The organism is Mesorhizobium sp. M0833 (assembly GCF_040319905.1).
GTDB lineage: Bacteria > Pseudomonadota > Alphaproteobacteria > Rhizobiales > Rhizobiaceae > Mesorhizobium.
Genome location: NZ_JAMYOQ010000005.1, coordinates 223,416 through 247,714 on the forward strand (window position 1 = coordinate 223,416; position 24,299 = coordinate 247,714).

Annotated in this window: 24 protein-coding genes; 5 read left to right on the forward strand and 19 right to left on the reverse strand. The window is 62.6% G+C overall.

Going from position 1 to position 24,299, the window contains the following annotated elements; genetic code table 11:
- The first annotated feature begins 125 nt into the window (after positions 1–125).
- On the forward strand, positions 126–656 hold the full coding sequence (locus NKH98_RS08640) for a DUF2231 domain-containing protein (RefSeq protein WP_352647785.1): 531 nt from the start codon (positions 126–128) through the stop codon (positions 654–656).
- Positions 657–745: 89 nt separating this feature from the next.
- Here the strand turns inward: NKH98_RS08640 and phnN are convergent, their stop codons facing one another.
- From phnN to NKH98_RS08685, 9 genes are all read right to left on the reverse strand, one after another.
- Positions 746–1,375 (reverse strand): phosphonate metabolism protein/1,5-bisphosphokinase (PRPP-forming) PhnN, encoded by a 630-nt coding sequence (phnN, locus tag NKH98_RS08645; RefSeq protein ID WP_352477063.1) that lies wholly within the window; start codon positions 1,373–1,375, stop codon positions 746–748.
- Positions 1,372–2,511, reverse strand: coding sequence for an alpha-D-ribose 1-methylphosphonate 5-triphosphate diphosphatase (locus tag NKH98_RS08650; RefSeq protein ID WP_352477064.1), 1,140 nt, complete (start codon positions 2,509–2,511; stop codon positions 1,372–1,374). The genes phnN and NKH98_RS08650 overlap by 4 nt, the downstream gene beginning before the upstream one ends.
- 78 nt (positions 2,512–2,589) lie before the next feature.
- Positions 2,590–3,297, reverse strand: a complete 708-nt coding sequence (locus NKH98_RS08655) for a DUF1045 domain-containing protein (protein WP_352477065.1) — start codon at positions 3,295–3,297, stop codon at positions 2,590–2,592.
- Positions 3,298–3,444: 147 nt separating this feature from the next.
- Positions 3,445–4,257, reverse strand: coding sequence for a 5-deoxy-glucuronate isomerase (iolB, locus tag NKH98_RS08660; protein ID WP_352897663.1), 813 nt, complete (start codon positions 4,255–4,257; stop codon positions 3,445–3,447).
- A 2-nt stretch (positions 4,258–4,259) separates the two neighbouring features.
- The gene (locus NKH98_RS08665; RefSeq protein WP_254815905.1) at positions 4,260–4,478 is read right to left on the reverse strand and encodes a DUF3329 domain-containing protein; all 219 of its coding nucleotides are present in this window, start codon (positions 4,476–4,478) and stop codon (positions 4,260–4,262) included.
- A gap of 41 nt (positions 4,479–4,519) precedes the next feature.
- Positions 4,520–5,437, reverse strand: a complete 918-nt coding sequence (gene iolE, locus NKH98_RS08670) for a myo-inosose-2 dehydratase (RefSeq protein ID WP_352808091.1) — start codon at positions 5,435–5,437, stop codon at positions 4,520–4,522.
- A gap of 46 nt (positions 5,438–5,483) precedes the next feature.
- A complete protein-coding gene (gene iolD, locus NKH98_RS08675; RefSeq protein WP_352808090.1) occupies positions 5,484–7,328 on the reverse strand; it encodes a 3D-(3,5/4)-trihydroxycyclohexane-1,2-dione acylhydrolase (decyclizing) in 1,845 nt (614 codons plus the stop codon).
- 34 nt (positions 7,329–7,362) lie between these two features.
- Positions 7,363–9,297, reverse strand: coding sequence for a bifunctional 5-dehydro-2-deoxygluconokinase/5-dehydro-2-deoxyphosphogluconate aldolase (locus NKH98_RS08680; protein ID WP_352808089.1), 1,935 nt, complete (start codon positions 9,295–9,297; stop codon positions 7,363–7,365).
- A gap of 199 nt (positions 9,298–9,496) precedes the next feature.
- Positions 9,497–10,225 carry an SDR family oxidoreductase gene (locus NKH98_RS08685; protein WP_352808088.1) on the reverse strand — a complete coding sequence of 243 codons (729 nt, stop codon included), beginning with the start codon at positions 10,223–10,225 and terminating at the stop codon, positions 9,497–9,499.
- Between the two features lie 136 nt (positions 10,226–10,361).
- Between NKH98_RS08685 and NKH98_RS08690 the strand changes: the two genes are divergently transcribed.
- A complete protein-coding gene (locus tag NKH98_RS08690; protein ID WP_352897665.1) occupies positions 10,362–11,252 on the forward strand; it encodes an AraC family transcriptional regulator in 891 nt (296 codons plus the stop codon).
- Here NKH98_RS08690 and NKH98_RS08695 read toward each other — a convergent pair.
- The 3 genes from NKH98_RS08695 to NKH98_RS08705 all read right to left on the reverse strand — a co-directional run bounded on the left by NKH98_RS08695 (position 11,249) and on the right by NKH98_RS08705 (position 14,093).
- Complete coding sequence (locus NKH98_RS08695) at positions 11,249–12,094, reverse strand: MurR/RpiR family transcriptional regulator (protein ID WP_352897707.1); 846 nt, start codon at positions 12,092–12,094, stop codon at positions 11,249–11,251. The genes NKH98_RS08690 and NKH98_RS08695 overlap by 4 nt on opposite strands.
- 111 nt (positions 12,095–12,205) lie before the next feature.
- Complete coding sequence (locus tag NKH98_RS32985; RefSeq protein WP_502894217.1) at positions 12,206–13,576, reverse strand: hypothetical protein; 1,371 nt, start codon at positions 13,574–13,576, stop codon at positions 12,206–12,208.
- Positions 13,458–14,093, reverse strand: coding sequence for a helix-turn-helix transcriptional regulator (locus tag NKH98_RS08705; protein ID WP_502894216.1), 636 nt, complete (start codon positions 14,091–14,093; stop codon positions 13,458–13,460). Before NKH98_RS08705 ends, NKH98_RS32985 begins: the two co-directional genes overlap by 119 nt.
- A gap of 127 nt (positions 14,094–14,220) precedes the next feature.
- On the opposite strand from NKH98_RS08705, the gene NKH98_RS08710 reads away from it, so the two are divergent.
- Positions 14,221–14,856: a LysE family translocator gene (locus tag NKH98_RS08710; protein WP_352897669.1), complete on the forward strand. Its 636-nt coding sequence runs from the start codon at positions 14,221–14,223 to the stop codon at positions 14,854–14,856.
- Positions 14,857–14,902: 46 nt separating this feature from the next.
- On the opposite strand, the gene NKH98_RS08715 is transcribed toward NKH98_RS08710, so the two are convergent.
- From NKH98_RS08715 to NKH98_RS08745, 7 genes are all read right to left on the reverse strand, one after another.
- Complete coding sequence (locus NKH98_RS08715; RefSeq protein WP_352897670.1) at positions 14,903–15,994, reverse strand: 3-deoxy-7-phosphoheptulonate synthase; 1,092 nt, start codon at positions 15,992–15,994, stop codon at positions 14,903–14,905.
- A gap of 578 nt (positions 15,995–16,572) precedes the next feature.
- Positions 16,573–17,367: an SDR family oxidoreductase gene (locus NKH98_RS08720; RefSeq protein ID WP_352897672.1), complete on the reverse strand. Its 795-nt coding sequence runs from the start codon at positions 17,365–17,367 to the stop codon at positions 16,573–16,575.
- A 23-nt stretch (positions 17,368–17,390) separates the two neighbouring features.
- Positions 17,391–18,392 carry an inositol 2-dehydrogenase gene (iolG, locus tag NKH98_RS08725; protein ID WP_352897674.1) on the reverse strand — a complete coding sequence of 334 codons (1,002 nt, stop codon included), beginning with the start codon at positions 18,390–18,392 and terminating at the stop codon, positions 17,391–17,393.
- A 65-nt stretch (positions 18,393–18,457) separates the two neighbouring features.
- Positions 18,458–19,225: an ATP-binding cassette domain-containing protein gene (locus NKH98_RS08730; RefSeq protein ID WP_254815918.1), complete on the reverse strand. Its 768-nt coding sequence runs from the start codon at positions 19,223–19,225 to the stop codon at positions 18,458–18,460.
- A gap of 2 nt (positions 19,226–19,227) precedes the next feature.
- Entirely contained in the window at positions 19,228–20,304 is a 1,077-nt protein-coding gene (locus NKH98_RS08735) for an ABC transporter permease (RefSeq protein WP_292655972.1), read from the reverse strand.
- A 95-nt stretch (positions 20,305–20,399) separates the two neighbouring features.
- The gene (locus tag NKH98_RS08740) at positions 20,400–21,341 is read right to left on the reverse strand and encodes a sugar ABC transporter substrate-binding protein (protein WP_352897676.1); all 942 of its coding nucleotides are present in this window, start codon (positions 21,339–21,341) and stop codon (positions 20,400–20,402) included.
- 308 nt (positions 21,342–21,649) lie between these two features.
- Positions 21,650–22,681 carry a LacI family DNA-binding transcriptional regulator gene (locus tag NKH98_RS08745; protein ID WP_352897678.1) on the reverse strand — a complete coding sequence of 344 codons (1,032 nt, stop codon included), beginning with the start codon at positions 22,679–22,681 and terminating at the stop codon, positions 21,650–21,652.
- Positions 22,682–22,812: 131 nt separating this feature from the next.
- On the opposite strand from NKH98_RS08745, the gene NKH98_RS08750 reads away from it, so the two are divergent.
- Together NKH98_RS08750 and NKH98_RS08755 are read left to right on the forward strand one after the other, a co-directional pair.
- On the forward strand, positions 22,813–23,943 hold the full coding sequence (locus tag NKH98_RS08750) for a fatty acid desaturase family protein (RefSeq protein ID WP_352897709.1): 1,131 nt from the start codon (positions 22,813–22,815) through the stop codon (positions 23,941–23,943).
- A 40-nt stretch (positions 23,944–23,983) separates the two neighbouring features.
- Positions 23,984–24,298: a MocE family 2Fe-2S type ferredoxin gene (locus tag NKH98_RS08755; RefSeq protein ID WP_352897680.1), complete on the forward strand. Its 315-nt coding sequence runs from the start codon at positions 23,984–23,986 to the stop codon at positions 24,296–24,298.
- Position 24,299: the final 1 nt, after the last annotated feature.

Here is a 24,299-nt window from a genome sequence, read left to right on the forward strand (position 1 = left end):
CGACTGCCATTGGCAGGCATCAAAAAGTTGGCCTGAGCTTCGCGACAGCAGTTCAGATTAATCTCCATTTGGAACGAAACCCGTATCGAAGCGTTTATTTAAGCTTTGCTATGCGGAGGCGTCCCATGCCCACGAATCCAGTAAGTACCGCAAAGGTCGGAACTCACCCTCTCCACCCGATGTTGATACCTTTTCCTGTCGCGTTTCTTGTCGGTGCCTTTGTCACCGACCTGGTTTTCTGGGGAACTGCCGATGCTTTCTGGGCACGGGCATCGATGTGGCTGATCGGGGCAGCCATCGTAATGGCCCTTCTCGCCGCGACAGCCGGTTTTATCGACTTCCTCAACGAGCCGCGCATTCGCGCCTTGTCGGACGCCTGGTACCACATGCTGGGCAACCTGACCGCGGTCGTTGTGGCACTGATCAATTTTTATCTTCGCTATGCCCAAGGCGCCGAAGCCGCGGTCCGACCATGGGGTGCGCTCTTGTCGTTCATAGTGGTCTGCATACTGCTGTTCACCGGCTGGAAGGGCTGGGAAATGGTGTATCGCCATCACGTTGCAGTTCTGGATACACCAGCGGATGCGCCAGTGAAGCCTTCGACAACCACTGCCACCGATACTCGTCACGCTGGTCGGGACCGGCACGCCGCATGAGGCCATAATCCCGAAAAGGGGGTACCGGCTTCCAAAGATATTGGTTAGACAAGTAGCGCCCATACCGAATGCATCGGATGGGCGCTACTTTAGATAAGGCCCGACATGTCGGAGAAGGCCATGGCCTTGCGCAGCACCTCGGCGAAGCGCTCGCCGGCGGCTTCACGAGGGCCGCTATTGTCGATCGAGGTGACACCCGGTCCGGACAGCGCCACATTGGCACTGCGCGCCAGCCGTGCCAGCACTTCGCCGCGCGACTCGCGACCGCGCAATGCCAGCCGCTCGGCCAGGATATCCGGTGTAGCCGTGATCTCGACGACAGCCAGATTGGCGTAGCGCTCCCGCAGCGCCGGGATGATCGCGCGCGAGACGTTGGCGATCGCGACACGGCCGTTGGAGACCGACCAGTCGACTTCGGCCGGGATGCCGTAGTGCAGGCCATGCGCCTCCCAGGAAATGGCGAAGGCGCCATCCGCTTCGGCCTCGACAAAGGCAGCATCGGCGAGCGTATCGTGATCCTCGGTGGCCGCATCGCTCGGCCGGGTGATCACCCGGCGCACGAACTCCAGCCGGCTCTCGCCGGCAAACACCGCGCGCGCATAGCCGATCACCGTGTCCTTGCCGGCACCGCTCGGCCCGACGACGGCGACGAAGACACCGTCGCGGATCGGAAATCCCGCGGCGGACAATTCACGCTCGACCGATGCCGACACCATCATGCGACCCGGCGTCCCTGCCGCCAGACCGTGCGGACGACCGGGACATGGTCGTCGACGCGCACGCGAACCAGATCGGCGCGCCGGCCGGGCTCGATGACACCGCGATCGGTGAGGCCGACCGCCTCGGCCGGGTTCTTCGAAACCATGGCCACAGCCTGCGGCAGCGAGATACCTTCGACCACGTCGCCGAGGAAGAAGGCCGACTGGATCAGGCTGAACGGAATGTAGTCCGATGACAGTATATCGAGCAGGCCGTCGCCGGCCAGCGTGCGGGCCGAGACATTGCCCGAATGCGAAGCGCCGCGCATGACGTTCGGCGCGCCCATCAATACGCCGAGCCCTGCCTTTTTCGAAGCCCTTGCTGCCTCCTCGGTGGTCGGGAACTCGGCGACGCGCACACCTTGCTCGATCGCTTCGTCGACATGGCCGACGGTCGCGTCGTCATGGCTGGCGAGCACGATGCCGCGCTCATGACAAGCCGCGGCGATGAAGCTGCGGTTCGGGCTCGAGTTCCTCGCCGATTCAGCCATCCGCTTTTCGCAGAATTTCTGGAAATCGCGATCCGTAAGCTTCAGCTTGCGCTGATAGTAGTAGGCGTAGGTCTCGAGATCGACGAATTGCCGCTGTCCCGGCGCATGGTCCATCAGCGACGCCAGCCTGACCCGCTCGTCACCGTCGAAATTGGCGAAGGCTGGAAGGCAGTCCGGCGCCGAAACCTCGCAGCGCAGATGGATGAAATGGTCGGCCCTGAGCCGGTCCTGCTGGACACTGTCCTCGATCGCGTCGGCCAGCTTGCGTATGTCGGCAGCCGTCAGGTCCGCATCCTCGTCCATGCCGACGCGCAAGGCGTCGAGCACGGTGGTGATGCCGGCGGTCGCCACCTGCGCGTCATGGGCGAGCACCGCGGCGATCGGGTTCCAGCGCACTTTCGGCCGTGGCGCGTAATGGCCTTCGAGATGATCGGTGTGGAGTTCGACCAGGCCAGGGATGATGAAGTCGCCGCCCATGTCCTCGCCGGTTCGGCCAGCGCCGGGAGCAATGTCGGCTATCACGCCGTCGCGCAGCACGATCGACCCTTGGACGATCTGGTCGGCTAGCACGATCCGGGCGTTGTCAAGAACAGTCTCGGCGGTCATTTCAAGCAGTCCTTGCAGGATTTTGCAGCCAACTGGAACCAATTGGCGTCGCACAAACGCGGTTAGAGCAAATAGTCATTAGGCAGTTCTTCTGGCCGGGCGGCGCCCGAGCGCGTGATGGGACAGCACCATGAACGGCGCGCCAGGTTCAGTTTCCACAAACAGCGTCAGCGCGTCCACCGGCACCGGCCTTTGCAGCACGCCCGCAAACAGGCTGTCGATTGCTAAGCGAAGACGAGGGCTTTCCTGTGACGAGACCCGGCCGGACAGCGTCATGTGGAAGCGAAACGTCTCGAACACATAGGGATAACCCCATTGGCAGAGATTGCGGAACTCGTCGGGCTTCAGCGAATCGGGGCTGCGCCGTTCGATCTCGGCTTCCGTCAACGGCGCGCGAAAGCGGTCGAAGTCGCGCACCACATCATCGGCGAAGCGGTTGAGCGACGGCAGCGGTGCTTCCGGCACCAGCGCGAAGAAGCCGTCGATCTGGCTGACGACGAGGCGCGGGATCGTAACCACCGGCGTCGCCTCGGCAAAATCGTCGAGTGCCGCGCGAAGCGAGGTTTCCGTCTCATTGGAGGCCAGTCGAAAGGGCGCCTTCAGCGTCGCATGAAAGCCATAGCGGCGCGCCGAAGCGGTATGGAAGGCAACTTCTGCCGCCGACAACTCGCCTACTGCCTCGACCGGCTTTGTGGCGGCACCGAATGGGTCGCGGCCGAGCCAGTTGGCGGCGATCCGTGCCAGCGGTTCGTCCTGTCGGGGGGTGAAATAGATCGCGTAGCGCATCGAAAGTCCTTGTCAGCCCCGCTGCCATAGGTGATTTCCATGACGAATTGACGAAGCTTTGCGGCGTTTTCGGTAACAAAACCACACAGCCGGGTCGTTAGCCGACGATTTTTCGCTTGGACCAGCGGTTGGGGCGAAGGGAAGTGGTCAGGCCTTCATCAGCCATTCGTGCTCGGGCGCGTTGTGGAATTTCCACGTCCGCTTCGGTCCGGCCATGACGTTGAGATAATAGAGATCATAGCCGTGGCAGGCTGCGCAGGGGTGATAACCCTTGGGGACCAGCACGACGTCGCCGTCCTCGATCGCCATCGCCTCGTCGAGCGAACGAGCACCGTTCTGGTCGGCATCGGTGTAGACGCGCTGGAAAGCAAAGCCCTGTGGCGGGTTGAGACGGTGGTAATAGGTCTCCTCCAGATAGGATTCAGCCGGCAGATTGTCCTGGTCGTGCTTGTGCGGCGGATAGCTCGATGTGTGGCCGCCGGGTGTGATGACCTCGACCACCAGCAAGGAATCGGCCGGCTTGCCCTCCGGCAGGATGTTGGTGACGTAGCGCGTGTTGGTGCCTTTGCCGCGAACCTCCTGGCCGAGATCGTCGGGCCCGATGACACGGACCGGCAGACCGCCGCCCAGTCCTGGCGCCGAGCAGACGGCAAGTTCGAGATCGATATCGGCGCTCACCGACCACTCCGACCCCTGCGGCACATAGACCGACCAAGGCTTGCCTTCGAACGGCGACATGCGTTCGCCCAGCAGGCCGAGATCCTTGCCGCCGGCTTTGGCCTTGCCCTTGCCGGTGACGAACACCAGGCAGACCTCACGATCCGCGGTTTGCCCGGAAGCGCTCTCGCCGGGCCTCAGCCGATGCAGATCGAAGCCGACATAGGTCCAGCCGGCGTTTTGCGGCGTCACATGAGCGACGCGGCCGTGGCCCTTATTGGCTTTGATGAGCAGCTTAGACATGGTCATTCCTTCGGTTTGGCGTCCGCCGATGGCTTGTCCTCGTCAGCCGGCTTGTAGAGATAGAAGAATTGCCAGACGGCATAGCCGGCGAAGCCGAGCGCGATCACGCCCCAGAACGGCGTGCCGGTGGCGAATTCGATCACCGACCAGACCAGGCAGACCGCGACAACGGCAACGCGCCGCCACAGCGGCCGGAAAAACGGGTGCTCGGAGTCTTTCATCGGATCACCCCCGGCATCGGATCAGCCCTTCCTCGCGAGCCTCAAGCATTGGGAAAGCCCTGTGTCTCCACCGTATAGCCGGCCGCTGTCATCACCCGCATCAATTCCTTGTAGCCGACCTGCGCCATTTTGAGCGGCGGGTTCTTCTTCGGATCCTGCTCGGCCTCGACCACGAACCAGCCTTCATAGCCATGGTCGGCGAGCCTCTGGACGATGGCGCCAAAGTCCAGCGAGCCATCTCCCGGCACGGTGAAGGCACCAAGCGCCACCGCATCGAGAAAGGATTGCCTGCTACGATCCAGCTTGTTGATCACCTCCATGCGCACGTCTTTCACATGCACGTGGTTGATGCGCCGGTGGTGGTTATCAATAGCGCGCAGCACATCGCCCCCGGCAAAGGCCAGGTGACCCGCGTCGAGCAGCAGTGGAATGCCTTCTCCCGAATAGCGCATGAAGGCGTCGAGCTCTGGCTCGGTCTCGACCACCGCCGCCATGTGATGGTGATAGGAGAGCGGCATGCCTTGCTCGGCACACCATTCGCCGAACTGCGTGAGCTGCTTCGCGTAGGCTTTCATCTCATCGTCCGAAAGCCTGGGCTTGCTGGCGAGGGGTTTCGAGCGGTCGCCCTGGATGGAGCGGCCGACTTCGCCATAGACGATGCAGGGCGCATTCACCGCCTTGAACAGATCGATCATCGGCTGGATACGATCCTTGTTTTTCGCCATGTCTTCATTGACCAGCGTCCCCGAGAACCAGCCGCCGCAAAGTGTCACGTCGGCCTCTTTCAGGATCGGCAGCATGATTTGCGGATCGTTGGGAAAGCGGCGGCCCATTTCCATGCCGGTAAAGCCAGCCGAGCGCGACTGGCCCAGGCACTCCTCCAGCGACACATCATCGCTGAGTTCGGCAAGATCGTCGTTCCACCATGCAATGGGGGACATGCCCAGTTTGGCTTTCAAGTCGTCACTCCAGTTTCGGACATTTCGAGGCGCGTTCGCGGATGGCTCAAAGAACCCGCCCGCTCAGCGCTTCCTCGTATTTCTTGCGCGCCGCATTCACTTGCGGCCGTGCCGAGACTTCCGGCACTGCGACATCCCACCAGCTTCCACCGGCCTCGGTCGAAACCAGCGGGTCGGTGTCGATGACCAGCACGGTCGTTCGCGTGTTCTTCTTCGCTTGCGCCAGCGCCGTTTCCAGCCCGGCGATCGATGGCACTTTTTCGGCAATCGCACCCATGCTCGCAGCATGTGCGGCGAAGTCGATCTCGGGCAAGGTTTCGTGACGGGCGTCCTTCAGCAGATTGTTGAAGTTGGCGCCGCCGGTCGCCATCTGCAGCCGGTTGATGCAGCCATAGCCGCGGTTGTCGAGCAGCACGATGGTCAGCTTGAGGCCGAGCATCACAGAGGTCGCGATCTCGGAATTGAGCATCAGGTAGGAGCCGTCGCCGATCATCACGACTACCTCTTGGTCCGGCTTGGCCATCTTGACGCCGAGTCCGCCGGCGATTTCATAGCCCATTGTCGAGAACCCGTATTCTGCGTGGTAGGAGCCGGGCGCACCCGCCTGCCAGAGCTTGTGCAACTCGCCGGGCAAGCCGCCGGCGGCATGGAGCAGTACCACGCCGGAGCCCATGGCGCGCTGTACGGCGCCGATCACCTGCGCGTCGGACGGATAGGCGGCATTGGTCGACGCAGTCACCTTGCCCGCCTCCGCCTGCCACTCCTTTTTGCCCTTGATCGCATTGTCGGTCCAGGCGGCAGGCGCCTTCCAGCCCTTCAGCGCCTCGCCGAGTTCGGCGAGCCCTTCCGCCGCATCGGCGACCAGCGTCAGCGCCTGGTGCTTTCCGGCGTCGAAGGGCTGGACGTTGAGTCCGATCATGGTCCTGCCGGCGTTCTTGAACAGTGCCCAGGAGCCGGTAGTGAAGTCCTGCAGCCTGGTGCCGACGGCAAGCACGACGTCGGCCTCTTCGGCCAGCCTGTTGGCAGCCGAAGTGCCGGTGACGCCGACCGCCGCCATGTTCAGCGGATGATCGTCGGGCAGCGAGGATTTGCCGCCTTGCGTCTCGCAGACCGGAACGCCGGCGTCCTGCACCAGTCTGGCCAGTTCACCCGAGGCCTGCGAATAGAGTACGCCGCCGCCGGCAATCACCAATGGCTTCTTCGCCGCTTTAAGTGCTGCCACCGCGGCGGCCAGCTCCTGGCGATCCGGACGTGGTCGCCGCTGATGCCAGATTCGTTCGGCAAAGAAGCTCTCGGGGTAGTCATACGCTTCTGCCTGCACGTCCTGGCACAGCGCCAGCGTCACCGGGCCGCATTCGGCGGGATCGGTCAGCACCTGCATGGCGCGGTTGAGCGCCGGCATGATCTGCTCCGGCCGGGTGATGCGGTCGAAATAGCGCGACACCGGCCGGAGGCAGTCATTGACGGTCGCCGTGCCGTCGGAGAAATCCTCGGCCTGCTGCAGGACGGGGTCGGGAATGCGATTGGCAAAGACGTCGCCGGGCAGAAACAGGACAGGCAACCTGTTTACATGCGCAAGCGCCGCAGCGGTCACCATGTTGAGCGCGCCGGGGCCGATCGAACTGGTCGCAGCCATGAAGCGGCGGCGGAAATTGGCTTTGGCATAGGCGATCGCCGCATGCGCCATTGCCTGCTCGTTATGGGCACGGAAGGTCGGCAGCTCGTCGCGAACCTGGTACAGCGCCTCGCCGACGCCGGCGACATTGCCGTGGCCGAAGATCGCCCAGACACCGCCGAAGATCGGCACCTTCTTCCCGTCCATCTCGGTCATCTGTCGAGCAAGAAAGCGGGTCAGAGCCTGCGCCATCGTCAGGCGGATTGTCTTGGTCATGTCGGTTCCTCCGCAGTCCTTATGCCGCGCCTTCTTATGCTGCTTTGCGGCCGCGCGCGGCAAGCCACGCCTCGGTCAGTCTCTCGAAGCGAGATGCCATGTCGGCAACCGCTTCATCGTCCGACATCTTGCCGGCAAGCCATTGTTCGGCCGCGTTGATGAAGATGGTGCGGCCGACGGCAAAGCCCTTGACGATGGGCGCCTTGGCGGTGGCGGCAAAGGCCGCTTCCAGCTCGTCCTGCGGCGCTTCCAAACCGAGCAGTACAATCCCGCGGCACCACGGATCGTTTTTCAGGATCACCGCCTCGATCTTTGCCCATGCGCCGTGCGATGCCTGCGGTTCGAGCTTCCACCAATCGGGCTTGATGCCGAGTGCGTAGAGTTCCTCGAGCGCGCGCGGGATGGTCATGTCGTCGAGCTTGCCATGCTTGCCGGCGATGATCTCCACCAGAAGTTCTCTGCCCACTTTCCGCGCGGCCTCGAACAAAGCGCGCAGTTTCTGCTGCTGTTCGGTCTTCAGCTCCGCCGGATCATCGGGATGATAGAAGCACAGGCACTTGATGCAGTGGTCGACCGGCCATTCGGTCAGTTGCGAACCAATGTCTTGCGAGAACTCGAAGCGAAGCGGCCGCGAACCCGGCAACTCGACCGGCCGGCCGAGCCAGGTGAAGGAATGGTGGGCGAATTCGAACATCGCCTCGCGTCCGTATTTTTCGTCGAGCAGCATGCCATAGCCGGCGCGGCCGGCCGCGACTTTGGCCGCAGCCTTGACGGTCAGCACCTTGAAAGCCGGGATCCGCGACGGATCGGCGCCGGCTTTTGCCGCGACGTCCTCCAGCTGGACGCGGTGGTCGCAGGCGAACGCCATCAGCGAGGGGATGTCGCGCCGGCGCGTGGTAGCCCAATGGATGTGGTTGATCGCCTCGTCCTTGCGCAGCGCCAGGTGCTTGCTGCCGTTTTTCAGGAAGAACTGCAATTCCTCGAAAGTCGGGTATTCAGGTGCGCAGAGGAGCCGCGACACGGCAAATGCCCCGCAGGCATTGGCCCAGGTCGCCGCCGTCGCCAGGCTTTCCTCGCCGAGCCAGCCGCGCAGGAAGCCCGACATGAAGGCGTCGCCGGCGCCAAGCACATTGTAGACCTCGATAGGAAACCCCTTGCCGACGATACCGTCCTCGAGATCGTCACTGATCGGCCCGTCATAGACGATGCAGCCCATGGCGCCGCGCTTCAGCACGATCGTTGCCGCCGACAGCGAGCGGATGGTTTTCAGCGCGCTCAGGCAATCATCTGCGCCCGACGCGATCATGATTTCCTCTTCGGTGCCGACGATGAGATCGCAGTCGGGCAGCACCGTCTTCAGCCGCGCCGACACGCGGTCGGATTTCACATAGCGCTCAAAGCCTTCGGCGTGGCCGGCGAGACCCCAGAGGTTGGGGCGGTAGTCGATGTCGAACACCACCTTGCCGCCTTTGGCTTTCGTGACACGGATCGCCTTGCGCTGGGCGGCGTCGCTGTTGGGTCGTGAAAAATGCGTGCCGGTGACGACGATCGCGCGTGCTGAAGCGATGAACGCCTCATCGATGTCGTCTTGCGAAAGCGCCATGTCGGCGCAATCGCTGCGATAGAAGATCATCGGCGAGACGCCTTCATCCTCGACCGACAGCAGCACCAGGGCGGTCAGCCGCTCCGGATCGGCCTTGAGGCCTTGGACCGAAACGCCCTCGCGGGTCAGCTGCTCGCGGATGAAGCGGCCCATCTGCTCATTGCCGACGCGGGTGAGCAGCGCCGAGCGCAGGCCTAGTCTGGCAGTGCCGACTGCGATATTGGCCGGACAGCCGCCGACCGACTTGGCAAAGGAAGTAATGTCCTCAAGGCGCGAGCCGATCTGCTGGCCGTAGAGATCGACGGAAGCGCGGCCGATCGTGATGATGTCGAGCGGCGAATATTTCGCTTCCACGGCCTCGCCCATTCGAACCTCCCATCGGCTTTGTTGTCTTGGGTAACACGCGCGAGCGGCAGCGTGGCGCCAGCAATATGAAATAATAATTCCAATCCATAGTCAATATGGAACGAGCATTCCCAAGCTGAAAAGTGCTGTGCAAAGCTCGCGCGTTCAGAAACTTTGAAGTCAGACGAACGTCAAGTGTCTACCACTGAGACCAGCTGATTTACCAAGGAAGTGGGCCATCATCGTTGAAGTAGCCGGCGGTCGGGCCATCGGCGTCCAAGGTCGCCAGGTGAATGACGATCTCCGCCGCCTGCTGCACCGTACGGTGACCTTTATACCCGTTGAGATCGGTGGCAGTGTAGCCAGGCGCGGCGGCGTTGACCTTGATGCCTTGCGGTGCGAGCTCCCTGGCGAAGGCCACCGTGATGGCGTTTAACGCTGTCTTGGAGCTGCCGTAGCTCATCATATTGACGGCGTGGTTCGCGGTGGCGGGATCCAGCGCCCGGCCGATGGAGCCGGTGGAGCTGCTCACCATCACGATCCGGGCAGCAGGTGCTGCCAGCAGCAGCGGCAGGAATGCCTGGGTCACGCGGATCGGGCCGAAGACATTGACGTCGTAGGTGGCCTGGATATCGGCGATCCGCTGCTGGCTCGGCGGCAGGTCGTAGTTGATGGCGACGCCGGCGTTGTTCACCAGCACGTCAAGGCGGGGGCTGGCCTGCCTGAACGCCTCGGCTGCCGCCTTCACACTGTCATCCCTCGTGACGTCCAGCTCAAGCCACTCCACGTCGTGGCCTTCGGCGCGCAATGCCTGCGCCGCCGCCATGCCGCGTTCGGCGCTCCTGGCGCCGAGCCAGACCTTGAAGCCCATGGTCGCCATTCGCCGGGCGATTTCACGGCCTATACCCTTGTTGGCGCCGGTCACCAGCGCAGTTTTCGATGTCGTCATATCGTATCTCCATGTTTGCTGTGGAAGACCCACAAATGGCGCGAGGCAGCGGGCGCCGCGCGCCGGAAACTCTCCAGCTCTTGCCTAATCCTCTCACGCTGTTGCGCGGCCGGTGCGAATGCGCGATGCTGGCGCAATGAGCGAGGCGCTGCAGGAGTTGATCGAAATCGCCGGCCGCCATGCGCGCGGGCGAAGAATAAGAACGGCGATTCCCCGCGTTTCGATCGGCCGCAGCGAAGTCGCGACGGCGCCATTGCCGGGTGTGTGGGGGTCGGGGGTCTTATTCGTATTGCAGGGCGCGAAGACGGTTCTGATCGGCGACCGGGCTCTTCGTTACGACCCGGCCAGCTATTTTATCTACACTGTCGAGACGCCCAGCATCAGCCAGATAGTCGAAGCGAGCGCCGCACGTCCTTATCTGGCCATTGGCTTGACCCTTGACCTGCAGGCTGTCGCCGCGCTCCTCGTTGAGCACGGGCCGATCCTCGGCGGCGACAGGTTCTCCACCTCTCCCGTTGATGACGACCTGCTCGACGCGTTGCGTCGAATGCTGCGGCTGCTTGACCGGCCAGCGGAGATTCCCGTGCTCGCGGCCATGCTCGAGCGGGAGATGCTGTTTCGGCTCCTGCAAGGCCCGCAAGGCGGAAAGCTTCGTGAACTTGCGCGCGCCGACGGCCATCTGTCCCGGATTGGCCAGGCGATCGCCCGGATCCGCTCGCATCCCCATCAGCCGGTTCGGGTCGGGGATCTGGCCGAAATCGCCCATATGAGCAGTGCTGCGTTTTATCGTCACTTCAAGGCGGCGACGGCCATGAGCCCAATCCAGTATCAAAAGCAAATCCGCTTGCTGGAAGCCCGCCATCTGCTGATTGCCCAGCCGGGCAACGTGGCGCGTGTCGCCTTCGCTGTCGGCTATGAGAGTGCTTCCCAGTTCAGCCGGGAGTATGCCCGCCAGTTCGGATCGCCGCCTGCCCGCGACGCAGCGCGGCTTTTGGCAGGAGGCGAAACGGCAATAGAGGTGATCTAAGGCTTGCGCTTCCTGCCGCTGTCGCGCCGCTTCTCGCCGACCGCGACGGTCAGCGCCATGGCCAAGGCCATCGTCGCCGACAGCGAGCGGAAGCCGGCGAAATCGGCCTCGGCGACCTCGAACCAGACCCTGGCGAACTGGGCGAGCGGCGAAAAGGAGGAGTCGGTAATCGCCACGATCGGCACGCCTTGCTCCGAAATGACGCGCGCCTCCTCGATGGTGGCCGGGGCATAGGGTGAAAAGCTTATGGCGATGACCGCGTCCCTTGGAGAGGCAAAGCCGATCATCTCCGCATTGAGGCCGGCGGCCGATTCGATCAGCTGGTTGCGGATCTTGAGCTTGCCCAATGCGTAGGCGATGTAGCAGGCGACCGGGTAGGAGCGCCGCTTGGCCAGCACGTAAATGGTTTCGGCCTTGGCCAGCACGGCGATCGCATCTTCGAAATGGTCTTCATTCAGCGTGCGCGAAATGTCGTTGAGCGAGGTGCTGGCTGCGGCAACAAAACCGTCGAAAATCGCGCGGTGGCCGGCGCCTTCCTCGGCCTTGGCGCGCAATGCCGCCAGCCTTTCATCATAGGACGAGTTGCGCTCGCGCAGACGCTCGCGAAACACCAACTGCAGGCTGGTGAAACCATCAAAACCAAGCTGCTGGGCAAAGCGGATCAGCGTCGAAGGCTGGACACCGGCGGAAGCGGCGATGCTGGCGGCGGTGCCGAAGGCGATATCGTCTGGGTTGTCGAGCGCATAGGCGGCGATCTGGGCGATACGTTTCGGCAGGCTCTGGCGCCGCTCCAGGATCGTCGCCCGCAGCGTCTCGAAATCGCGCGGCACCCGTTCGTCCATCGTCGCTCCGCCCAGGCCCATCGTCTGGTTCCCTCTGTGCCCCATCATAGCGGGCCTGTGCAAGAACACCATAAAAAATGAGACAAGCGTTCCATCTGCAGACAAAATGGACTAATTCATCCACACAAACTTTGCACACAGGGAGGCAAGCGGATGGTCGGGGTAGGTCTTATCGGCACGGGCTTCATGGGCAAGTGCCACGCCATTGCCTGGAACGCGGTTGGTACCGTCTTTCCCGATGTGGACAAGCCAAGGCTGGTTCATCTGGGCGAGGTCAACGAGGACCTTGCCAAACGCCGTGCCAGCGAATTCGGCTTCGCCAGGGCCTCCGGTGACTGGCGCGCGGTGGTCGACGATCCCGACGTCGATGTCATCTCGCTGACCACGCCGAACCAGTTCCACCCGGAAATGGCCATCGCCATCCTCGAAGCCGGGAAGCATCTGTGGTGTGAAAAACCGATGGCGCCGAGTTTTGCGGAGGCGCAAGCAATGGCTGCGGCAGCCCAAAAGTCCGGCAAAGTCGCCGCGCTCGGCTATAACTACATCCAGAACCCCGCAATCCGCCATATCGGCGCGCTGCTCGACGAGAAGATCATCGGCGAGGTCAACCATCTGCGCATCGAGATGGACGAGGACTTCATGGCCGATCCGGAGGCGCTGTTCTTCTGGAAGCACGAGGCGGCGTCCGGTTACGGCGCGCTCGACGATTTCGCCGTGCATCCGCTTTCGCTCATCGCCGTGCTGTTCGGCCGCGTTGCCCGCGTCATGTGCGACATGGCCAAACCCTATGCCGAACGCCGCGTCGTCTCTGGCGGGCGCCGCGCGGTCGAAACCTACGACATCGCCAGTATCCTGATGCATCTCGAAAACGGCATCGCCGGCACGCTGCTCGTCAACCGTTCGGCCTGGGGCCGCAAAGGCCGGATCGCCATCCAGATTTTTGGCTCGAAGGGCTCGATCCTGTACGACCAGGAGCGGATGAATGAGTTCCAGCTCTATCTGACAGCCGACCGGCCGACCGAGCAAGGCTATCGCACCATCCTGGTGGCGCCGCACCACAAGCCCTACGACGCCTTCCTGCCGGCACCCGGCCACGGGCTTGGCTTCAACGACCTCAAGATCATCGAATGCAGGGAACTTTTGACGCGGCTGGCCGGCAAGCCGGCGCGCATCATCGACTTCGACGAAGGCCTGGAGATCGAGCGCACCGTGCACGCGATGGCCAGGTCGTTCAGTGAGAGCCGCTGGGAGGACGTGAGGTAGCCCCTCGCCCGGTATCCGCTTCACAGTGGCCGCGTCAGCCGCCTGCGGCCGAGGTGTCCGTTTCCCACCGTTCACCCAGACCTGCCGCAAACCGTCGCCTTCACCCTTGAACCATAGTCCCGTCGCCTGGCAATCCTCGATCCGGTCGCTGCGGAAATTGCGGATTGCCTGGCGCAGCTCGCACCAGGCAACGATGTTGGCGGTTTCGGAGTAGTAGATGAGGGCGATCGGACAGATGATGCGCTCGGTGGCTCGGCCCCAGTTCGTCGCGGTAGGAAAGGTCCAGCTTGGCCTCGTCGCGGATGGCACGGCGCACCAACGCCAGATCGACCGCGGAGGCCGATGGCGCGGCAAAACCCCATGCATGCAACTGATTGGCGTCGAGCGTTTGGCGCAAAGGCGGCGGCACCGCGCCGGCGATCTTGGCGCTGACGCGCTTGGCCGCCTGCTTGAGCTCGCTGTCGCCCGTGCGTTCGAGCAGCGCGAGAGACAGTACGATCGCCTCCATCTCCTCGATCGAAAACATCAACGGCGGCAAGTCGAAGCCAGGACGCAATATGTAGCCGATGCCGCGCCCGCCCTCGATCGGCACGCGCATCGCCTGCAGCGCGGCAATGTCACGATAGACCGAGCGCACCGTCACCTCCAGCCGCTCGGCGATCATTGCCGCCGTCACCGGTTTCCTCGCCAGCCGCAGGATCTGGATGATCTCGAACAGACGCGACGCCTTGCGCATTCCCTCACTCGGCCCGAAGGCAACTGACAACACCTCGTCAGTTGGACTGACCTATAGGATCGCCTATCGAATTGAAAATCAACAAGTTCCTCTGCAGCTCGCCTGCATGAGGCGACAGGCAACTGACATGGACTACGCGGCAAACCTCTGGCTCTTCTTTCTCCTCCTTGTCGGCATCATCATCGTGCCCGGCATGGACATGCTTTTCGTGCTTGCCAATGCGCTGACCGGCGGCAGCAGCAGAGGGCTTGCGGCGACCGGCGGCATCATGCTGGGCGGCGTGGTGCATACGCTGAACGGCGCGCTCGGCGTCGGCCTGCTCATGCATTTCTTGCCGATCCTCTTCAATCCGCTGCTGATTGCCGGCGCCGCCTACATGGCCTTTATCGGCATCACGCTGATGCGCAGCTCCATCACCGTCGGCCATGACGGCCCTGCCGCCAGCCGCTCCGCATGGAAGGCCTTTCGCCAGGGGATCATGACCTGCCTGATCAATCCAAAGGCCTATCTCTTTATTCTTGCCGTCTATCCGCAGTTTCTGAGGCCGGATTACGGTCCGATCTGGATGCAGGCGATCATCATGGGGCTGATGACGATCGCCACGCAGTTCGCTGTCTATGGCGGACTCGCAATTACCGCCGGTCGCAGCCGGGATCTGCTGGTCGCCAATCCAAGGGCAACCGCTCTTGCCGGCCGGGCGGCCGGACTGCTTCTCGTTGCGGTTTCGGCGCTCACCGCCTGGGAAGGCTTGAAGGCGGCGTGAATTCCGAGCCTGAAGGGCAACGTTCGTGGCAGCGGCGCCGGCCGGGTCACGCGGCTCCCGGACGGCTTAACATCATGGCGCGTCGCACCGACCGGCGCCGCTCGACCGCGTCGGCAAGGCCGTAAAGCACCGTCTCGGTGGTTGCCCAGTCGATGCAGCCATCGGTGATGCTCTGGCCATAGACAAGCGGCTTGCCGGGCACGACATCCTGCCGGCCGGCTACAAGGTTGCTCTCGATCATAACGCCGATGATGCGCTCGTCGCCCGCCGCGACCTGGCACGCCACCTCGGCTGCCACCCCTGGCTGGTTTTCCGGCTTCTTGCTGCTGTTGGCGTGGCTGACATCGATCATCAGCCGCGGCGCCACGCCGATCCGGCCGAGTTCCGCGCAGGCAGCAGCAATGCTTGCCGCGTCATAATTCGGCACAATACCGCCGCGCAGGATGACGTGGCAGTCCTCGTTGCCGGTGGTCGTAGCGATGGCGCTGCGCCCACCTTTCGTCACCGCCATGAAATGATGCGGCTGGGCGGCGGATTTCACGGCTTCGGCGGCGATCCGCAAATTGCCGTCGGTGCCGTTCTTGAAGCCGACCGGGCAGGACAGGCCTGACGCCAGTTCGCGATGGATCTGGCTCTCGGTCGTGCGCGCGCCGATCGCGCCCCAGGCGACGAGGTCGGCAATATATTGCGGGGTGGCCATGTCGAGGAATTCGGTGGCCGCCGGAAGGCCGAGATTGTTGACCGCGGAGAGCACGTTGCGGGCCATCCGCAACCCCTTGTCGATGTTGAAGCTGCCGTCGAGATCGGGATCGTTGATCAGGCCTTTCCAACCGACCGTCGTGCGCGGCTTCTCGAAATACACCCGCATCACGATCTCCAGCCGGTCCGACAGGCTTTCGCGCAGCGTCGCCAGACGACTGGCATAGTCCACGGCAGCCGCCGGGTCGTGGATCGAACAGGGGCCGACGACAACCACCAGCCGGTCATCGGCGCCGGTCAGCACGGCGTGGATCGCGTTGCGTGATGCGGCAACGGTGCGCGTCGCCGTCAGCGTGCGCGGTATCTCCCGCATCACCTCGTCCGGCGTGCTCAATTCCCTTATTTCTTTGACCCGAAGATCGTCTGTGGTCGTCAACACGGCTTTCTGCTCCTGTTTGTTGGAGCATGATCTCTTCCGAAAACCGGATGCCACTTTTCGGGATCATGCTTTAGGAGACCTGCCGGCAAACAAAAAAGCCGCCAGGTCTGGCGGCTGTCGGATTTTTGATGCTGCAATCTTCAGATCGAGCGCAATCCTCCCGCCGCCAGCGAGCTGCTAAAGTACCAATACGTGGCGGTCAGGTTGATCATGGGGTTCATATAATCGATGCCGGGGCGCTTGTCACGTGGGTGATGAGGCTGCGTAGTAGCGCTGCGCACGGGATCCGAGGGGTTGGAGGCCTGTTGGCAGCCAATTCGGGATTGGTCGAAGCCTCCGCAACTTCGTCATCCCAGGGCGAAGCAGGAGCGAAGCTCCGTCGCGAAGACCCTGGGATCCATGCCGTAACGTTGGCCGAGGGGTGCAGCGGAGCAGAATTCTGCACCGTTGCGGCGCTCTGAAGGCGCGGCATGGATCCTGGGGTCTGCGCCGCGTCGCTTCGCTCCTTGCTCCGCCCCAGGATGACGAAGCGATGGGCGTTCTGCCCATTGACCAGAGCGTCAGGGTGCGCCGCGACACTATTCCGGCGACGCCCCCGCAATGCTCTGGTCGTAGTCGACCAGCGATCCGGTCATGACGCCGGACTGCGGGCTGATCATATAGCTGATCAATCGGGCAAGCTGTGCCGGTTTCACCAATTGACCCATCGGCTGTGCGGCCTCGGCCCTTTCCAGCCAGTCGTCCGGCGCGTCGTGCCATTTTTTCTGCACGATCGCTTCGCCCTCGGTGTCCATCCAGCCGGGCAGCACCGCATTGCAACGGATGCGATTGCCGCGATAGGCATTCGCGACATTCTTGGTCAGTGTCGCCAGCGCACCCTTGCTCGACGAATAGGGTGCCAGGAACGACTGGCCGCAATGCGCCGACATCGACAGCACGTTGACGATCGAGCCCGGTGCCTTGCGCGCCAGCAAATGCGCCACCACGCCCTGCATCAGGAAAAACGGACCGCGCACATTGGTCTGGAATATCTGGTCGAAGAGATCCTCGGAGGTCTCGACCAGCGAGCCGCGAGCCGAGGTGGCAGCGGCGTTGACCAGCGCGTTGACCGTACCGAAATGGCCAATCGCCATTTCGACCGCACGCTTGCAGTCGGCCACCTCTGAGACATCGGCGCTGATGAAGATGGCATCGACGCCTGCCCGCTTGAGAGTGGCGACAGCTTTGTCGCCTTTCTCTTGCGAGCGGCCGATCAGCGCCAGCGCCCGGCAGCCCTCATCGGCCAGCGCTTCGGCGACGGCAAAGCCGATGCCTTGTGCGCCGCCGGTGACGATGGCGCATGTTTCGGAATTGCGACCAGCTGAACCGTTCATCGCCTTGCTCCTGTGTTTGATAGTCAGATTGTTTTGTCGAGGCGGACGGTCTTGCCTTCCTTGGCCGATTTCAGCGCCGCATCTGCCAGCCTGAGCGCCACCAGGCCATCCTGGCCGCTCGGCGCCGCCTTCTTGCCCGACGTCGCTGCCGCGATGAAGGCGGCGATCTCGTTGGCATAGGCGTCGAGATAACGGGTCATGAAGAAATCGTGCAGCGGCGGCCGCGTATAACCTTTCTCGTTGGCCAGTTCGATCGACACCGGCCGCTGGTTTTCGGCCGCGATCATGCCTTTCGAGCCATGCACCTCGATGCGCTGGTCGTAGCCATAGGTGGCGCGGCGCGAGTTGGAGATGACGCATTGCTTGCCGGAGGCGGTTTCGAGGATGACGCTGACGCTGTCGAAGTCGCCGGCTTCCCCGATCTTCTTGTCGACCAGCACCGAAGCGTGCGCGCTGACCGCCACCGGCTCCTCGCCGAGCAGGAAGCGCGCCATGTCGAAATCATGAATGGTCATGTCGCGGAAGATGCCGCCCGAGCGGCCGATATAGTCGAGCGGCGGCGGGCCGGGATCGCGCGAGGTGATCGTCACCATTTCGACGGTGCCGATGGCGCCGTCGTCGATCGCCTTGCGCACGGCGGCAAAATGCGGATCGAAGCGGCGGTTGAAGCCGACCATCAGGGTGGCGCCGGCCTTGTCGACGACGGCCAGGCAACGTTCCACCCTGGCGGCGTCGAGGTCGATCGGCTTCTCGCAGAAAATCGCTTTACCCGCTTTGGCGAAGCGCTCGATCAGATCGGCATGAGTGTCGGTCGGCGTGCAGATAACGACCGCATCGATATCGCCGGCCTTCTCGATCGCATCAATGCTGCGCACTTCGGCGCCATAGGCAGCGGCCAGATCGGTCGCCGCCTTCTCGAAGGCGTCGGCAACTGCAACCAGCCTGGCCTGCGGATTGGAACCAACGGCGCGAGCATGGACCTTGCCGATACGGCCGGCACCGAGAAGAGCAAAGCGAAGAGGCATGAAGAATTTTCCTTTGAGGATGGTTGGGAAGGGAAGGCGTGTCAGCGCCTGTGGCCTCGTTGCCGTTACGCCGCAAGCTCCGCCTGCCCGGTCTTGGCACCGGTGATGTAGGAGACGATATCGTTGCCGTCGGTGTCTTGCTTGCGCAAATTGGCGACGATGCGGCCGCGCCGGAAAACGACGATGCGGTCGACCAGGTCGAACACCTGGCGCATGTTGTGAGAGATCAGGATCAGCGGTTCGCCATTTTCCTTCAGCGTGCGGATGATGTTTTCGACCTGCATCGTCTCTTGCACGCCGAGTGCCGCCGTCGGCTCATCCATGATGATGAGTTTGGAAGCAAAGGTCGCGGTTCTGGCAATTGCCACGCACTGGCGCTGGCCGCCCGACATATGGCGGATGGTGTTGGAAAGATTGGGGATCTTGACCGCCGTGCGGACCAAGGCTGCCTCGGTCGCCTTGCGCATGAACTTGCGATCGAGGATCGAGAAGGGTCCTAGATTGAACAGCACCCGCTCGCGGCCGAGGAACAGGTTCGACGGCACGTCGAGGTCGTCGGCGAGCGCCAGGTTCTGGAACACCGTCTCGATGCCCGCCTCGCGGGCTTCGATCGGACCGGCAAAATTCACTTCCTTGCCGTCGAACCACATCCTGCCGCTGGTGCGCTGCTCGACTCCGGTGATCTGGCGTACGAAGGTCGATTTGCCAGCGCCGTTGTCGCCCATGATAGCGACATGCTCGCCCTTGCGCAGCTCGAAGTTGGCACCCTCCAGCGCATGGACGCCGCCATAATACTTGGTCAGGTTTTCGGTCTTCAGGACGATGTCCGACATGATCAAGCCCTCATTGCCCGCAGGCGTTGGCGCCACTGGTCGAGAACGACTGCGCCGACGATGATCACGCCTTTGACCATCTCCTGATAATAGGCGTCGAGGCGCAGAAAGGTGAAGCCGGAGATGATGACGCCGAAGATCAGCGAGCCGATCACCGTCCCAATAATCGAGCCGCGGCCGCCCGACAGCGAGACGCCGCCGATAACCGCCATGGCGATCGCGTCGAGCTCGTACATCACACCCATGCCGGCCTGGGCGGTGAGATTCTTCGAGCTCAGCACCACGGCGGCGAGCGCGGCGAGGACGCCGGCAATGACGTAGACGAGGATCTTGTGGTTGGCGATGTTGATGCCGGACATGCGCGCGGCGTCCTCATTGGAGCCGATTGCATAGCAGTGCTTGCCATATTTGGTGTAGCTCAGGATCAGCTGAAACAGCACCGCGAGCGATATGAAGATGATGACCGGCATCAGCCCCTTGCCGATGGCGGCGAAACTCTCGGTCGGAAACGAGATCGGCTGTCCCTTCGACCACCATTTGGCGATGCCGCGCGCGGTGACCATCATGCCGAGCGTGGCGATGAACGGCGGAATGCGGGTGTAGGCGATCAATGCACCGTTGACCAGGCCGGCCAGCAGTCCGCAGCCGATCGCGACCAGCACCGGCACGATCACCGGCAGGTCGGTCCAGCCCTGGGCGATGAACATCGCCTTGGGGTTCGGGTTGCCGTTGACGGTCGCCACCTGGGCGAAGCTCATGGCGATCATTGCCGTGGCGCCGACGATCGAACCTGAGGACAGGTCGATGCCGCCGGTAATGATCACCTGCGTCACGCCGATGGCAATGATGCCGACGATCGACACCTGCAGGATGATGATCTGCAGGCGCGCTTCGTTGAAGATCGCATCGATATTGTCGCGGGTATTGAACAGGAAGCTGTCGCCCAGGAAGACCCGGCCGATCAGCTCGAAAGCGCCGACCAGGATGACGAGTGCCAGGAAGACGTTGAATTCGGCCGGCCATGCGCGCCGCTTCGCATCATAGCTGAGCCCGCCGACGCCGTGAGATGTCTGTGCCAATCGTGCTTCCTCCGTCAGCCACGGTCTCTTTCGGCCGCTCTTCAGGCCGAGAGAGAAGGAGGAGCGGCGCTGGTGCGCCGCTCCGGTCCGCTGCCTCAGTTCTTCTTCAGGAACTTGTCGATATTCGTCGGTGTGACCAATTGGAACGGGATGTAGACCTTGTGCTCGACCTTTTCGCCCTTCGCCAGCTTGAGCGCCGCGTCAAGCGCGCCGGCGCCCTGGCCGGCCGCGTCCTGGAACACCGTCACATCGAGATCGCCCGCCTGCATCGCCGCAAGCGCGTCCTGGGTAGCGTCGACGCCGCCGACGACAACCGACTTCATGTCGATGTTGGCGGCCTTCATCGCCTGAATGGCGCCGATCGCGCTTTCGTCATTGTTGGCGATGACGCCGTCGAACGGCTTGCCGGTCGACAGCCAGTTGGTCATCAGGTTCTGCGCTTCTTCGCGCTTCCAGTTCGACGTCTGCTTATCGATGATCTTGATGAAGCTGCACTCCGGCGTGGCGATCACGTCGTCAATGTCCTTGGTGCGCTGCACTGCTGCCTGGTTCGACAGCTCGCCCATGATCACATAGACGTTGGCTTCAGTCTTGCCGGCCTCCTTGAACAGGCGGCAGACCTCCTTGGTCTCGAGCGTGCCGGAATCGGCTTCGTTCGAAGCGACGAAGGCTTGGTTTTCGGGCAGCGTGTCGACGTTGACCGGCTCGCGATTGACATAGACCAGTGGAATCTTGGCAGCGGCGGCTGCGTCCGACATCGCCTGGGTCGCCGAGGTGTCGACCGGGTTGACGATGATGGCGTCGACGCCCGAGGCGGCGAAGTTCTTGATCTGGTCGAGTTGCTTGGCGACGTCGTTCTGCGCATCCTCCACCTGCAGTTCGACGCCGTCCATGCCCTTGGCCTGCTCGATCATGCCGTTGCGCAGCACGGTGAGAAAATTGTCGTCGAACAACGCCATCGACACGCCGATCTTGGCAGCGAAGGCGGACGAACTCATCAGCGCCGCGAACGCGACGCCCAAAAGCAGTTTTTTCATTTTATTTCTCCTCCACATTGGTGTCCGGCTGCACCGATCTACCCGGAATCCCCGATCTCGCAGGGAATTCTCTCCCGATTGCCGTTTTAGTTCCGGAGGCATTTGCCTGAAACAGATCTTCCGGAACGAAAGAACCAAAATGCTCAGTTGGTGAAATATTTATTCCATTTCGCGTGGGCGTCAAGCGAGATTTCGCCATGAAGGATGGATTTTCGGCATTTCAAGCGCTTTTGGACGGACGCTCAGGCAAGCCAAGCCTGAAAGCGTTCTGATAGATTACATCATGTCTGCCGCCAATGACCGCGACGTCAGATGTTTTCCGGCAGATAGATGTCGAAGGGCAGAAAGGTCTGGCCCGGCGCATTCGCAGCGCCGGTCTCGATGGCATGCGCCATCAGCCCGACAAGCTCGCGGCAAAGCGCTGCCAGTGGCGTCGAGATCACCATCGTCAGGAAATTATCCGCCAGCGCCGAGCGGGAGTCGGGCGTGATCTCGTTGCAGACGACCGCCGGCACCTCTATCGGCTTTGCCTCCCTGAGTGCCGAGATCGCGCCTTCCATACCGCCACCGGCGACATAGCAGCCGACGAGATCAGGGTGGCGGGCTAGAAGCTCGATCATTGCATCATGCGTGATCTGGTTGGCTTCCAGATTGACCAACGTCTCGAGCAGAGTGAATTCCGGCGCCTGCTCGCGAAAGAAGGAGCGAAAACCGATCTCGCGAAGCTCATGGCCATGGAAGCGATGGCTGCCGACGAAGAGGGCAACCTTGCCAGGCCTCTTCGCAGCCTTCGAGATCATCCAGGCAGCGGTGCGGCCGACCTTGCGATTGTCCAGGCCGACATAGCCCTCGCGAATGCCGGACGCAAAGTCGGAAAGCAGGGAGAACACCGGTAGGCCATTGGCCTTGAGAGCCTCGACGGCGACCGTCAGCGTCGGGTGATCAGGCCCGACCAGGGCGACGGCCCTGGATTTGGCGGCCAGCTTGCGCATCCGCTCGACGATCTCGTCCGGCGCCAGCGAGCCGGCGAAGTCGATGGTCGCCACGCCGCGAAAGCGCGGCGACTGCGACACCGCCAGTTCAAGCTCGCGGGCAAATTCGCTGTAGAAGACGTCCTCCCGCCGCAACAGCAGGAACCCGAGCCGATACTCCGGCAATTCATGGCGCATCCGCTGCTTGATCAGCCCGGCTGCGTGATAGCCAATGCTGGTCGCCGCTTCATAGACGCGTCGCGCGGTTTCCTCGCGCACCGGCAACCGGTTGTTCAGCACCCGGTCGACGGTGGCAACGCTAACCCCCGAAATGCGTGCCAGGTCGGTAATCGTCGGCCGTTTCGCCATCGCTGCCTCGCTCTATTGTCCGGCTTTTACACTATTATGATGGAAAATGATAGAAACTATCTTTGTGATATTGAGCCTATCAGGCTTCGGCGTTATTTGAATGCGGACCGACTATGATCGAGGCCTCCGCCATGGTGGATATTGGACTCCGAACCGGGAACACGATCGCCACAGCAGCGTCCCGGCGTGACTACAGCCTGATCGGCCGCGACGCGAAGCTCGCCATCGAGAGCGGGCTGGCGGCGGCCGAGTGGTATCACACGGACGTGCCACGCAAGCAGATGAAGGAGCTGATGCAGCGCTCCGACGGCCCGGCGATCCGCGATACGGTCATCTGGCTCGGCGCCTTAATCCTGAGCGGAGCCGGCGGCGTCTGGTTCTGGGGCAGCTGGTGGTGCGTGCCGTTCTTCTTCGTCTACGGCGTCCTCTACGGCTCCTCCACCGATTCACGCTGGCACGAATGCGGCCACGGCACCGCCTTCAGGACGCAGTGGATGAACGACGTGATCTATCAGATCGCCTGCTTCATGATCATGCGCAACCCGGTGACCTGGCGCTGGAGCCATACGCGCCACCATACCGATACCATCATCGTCGGCCGCGATCCGGAGATCTCCGTGATGCGTCCGCCCGATCTGCTGCGCGTCGTGCTCAACTTCGTCGGCATTCTCGACGCCTGGCATGCGATGAGCGACATGCTGCGCAATGCAGCCGGTATCGTCAGTCCGGCCGAAAGAACCTTCATTCCCGACCAGGAGCAGCCGAAGGCAATTCGCATTGCCCGCATCTGGACGACAGTCTATGCCGCGACCATTGCGCTGGCGCTCTACACGGGCTCGTTCCTGCCGCTGATGCTGGTCGGGCTGCCCAGGCTTTACGGCGCGTGGCACCATGTCATGGTCGGCCTGCTGCAACATGGCGGCCTGGCCGAAAACGTCACCGATCACCGGCTCAACAGCCGCACCGTCTACATGAACCCGATAAGCCGCTTCATTTACTGGAACATGAACTACCACGTCGAGCATCACATGTTTCCCATGGTGCCCTATCATGCGCTGCCCAGGCTGCATGAGCTGATCAAGCACGATCTGCCGGCGCCGACACCGTCCATCCTGGCCGGCTACCGCGAGATGATACCGACCTTCCTGCGGCAGCTGCGCAATGAGGATTATTTCATCAAGCGCGAACTGCCGCCGACGGCGAGGCCCTATCGCGAGGACTTCCACAACGACAACGCTACCGCTGCGGTGGCTGCCGAATGACAAGCCCATGCCGAGGCACCAAAAATCGAGGGACCCGTAAATGACCGACTGGGTCGAGGCCTGTGACGCCGAGGACATCGACGAAGAGGACGTGATGCGCTTCGACCATGGCGGCCGCACCTTTGCTATCTATCGCAGCCCCGACGACGAGTATTTCGCCACCGACGGGCTTTGCACGCATGAGAAGGTGCATCTGGCCGACGGGCTGGTCATGGACGACATCATCGAGTGCCCGAAGCACAATGGCCGCTTCAACTACAAGACAGGGACCGCCAGGGGCGCGCCGGTCTGCGTCGATCTAAGAACTTATCCGGTCAAAGTCGACGCCGGCAAAGTCCTTGTCCGGATCGGTTGAT